At 41.9% G+C, this 944-nt stretch carries 1 protein-coding gene; it reads right to left on the bottom strand.

Going from position 1 to position 944, the window contains the following annotated elements:
- Positions 1-944: transposase (locus GQR45_RS21475; RefSeq protein WP_240920304.1), on the bottom strand; the 944-nt coding region annotated here is incomplete at both ends.

Below are 944 nucleotides of genomic sequence, written 5' to 3'. Positions count from 1 at the left end.
TTTTTACATTGATACCACTTCGCCACATGGCATTGCCTGCGGGGCAGCGGCAAATTTGGGTTGCTTCATTATAATGAAAATCATCTGAGGTAAATAATCGTGGCTTGCCTTTGCTGCGTTTTAGTCGGCGCTTTTCTTGCTCTGTTTCGTATGTTTCGCTGGCTTTAAACAATGGATTTCGTTTTCTAAATTGGTTGTCCGCAATGTAGGTATCGAATCCACTTTGCGCCATAAATTCAAGATTTACTTCGCTGTTAAACCCACTGTCTGCGGTGAATTTGATGGTATGCTCATCTGCCAGTTTTTCTGTATTGAGTTTAGCGAGTTGCTGTTTTAATTGTGCAACGGCTAGCTGTAAAGTTTGTTGCTCGCCTACTGAGCCCCACGCTTGTGCTTGCAGGATAATTTGGTGTTTATCATCGTTTATCGCTATGCCGTTGTAACCTTGGATTGTGCCTTTTGAGGTCGTCATTTTTGCACTATCTGGATCAGTGATATTACTTTTAACAGGCTTGCCTTTACTGCCTGTTTTCTCTTCGTGAGTGGCTAAAAACTCGGTGATTTTATCTGCACTTTTATCTAGCTTTTCTTTTTGTTTTAAATCCTGAGTTATCAATTCTTCGCCCAGTCCATCTTGTGATTGGTGGCGTTCAATAATACGTTTGCTTGCGCGTTCTAGTTTTGCTTTTTTGCGACCTAACTCATCGAATGTGCCACTCCACTCTTTACTCGCATTGGACTTTAATTTACACCCATCAATGGCAAACATGTTGCGGCCTATCAAGTCTTCCTCATCACATATCATCAGCACTTGCGTAAAAATCGGCTCAATCTGTTCATGCATTTTAGCAACGAAGCCTGCTATTGATGTGTAATGCGGCTGGATATCTCCCGACACACTCATAAATAAAATGTTCGTCTCACACGCTTTAGCAATTCGACGG

Source organism: Pseudoalteromonas sp. SA25 (genome assembly GCF_011378705.1).
Taxonomy (GTDB): domain Bacteria; phylum Pseudomonadota; class Gammaproteobacteria; order Enterobacterales; family Alteromonadaceae; genus Pseudoalteromonas; species Pseudoalteromonas arctica.
This window is presented reverse-complemented; position numbering and strand designations above follow the sequence as displayed.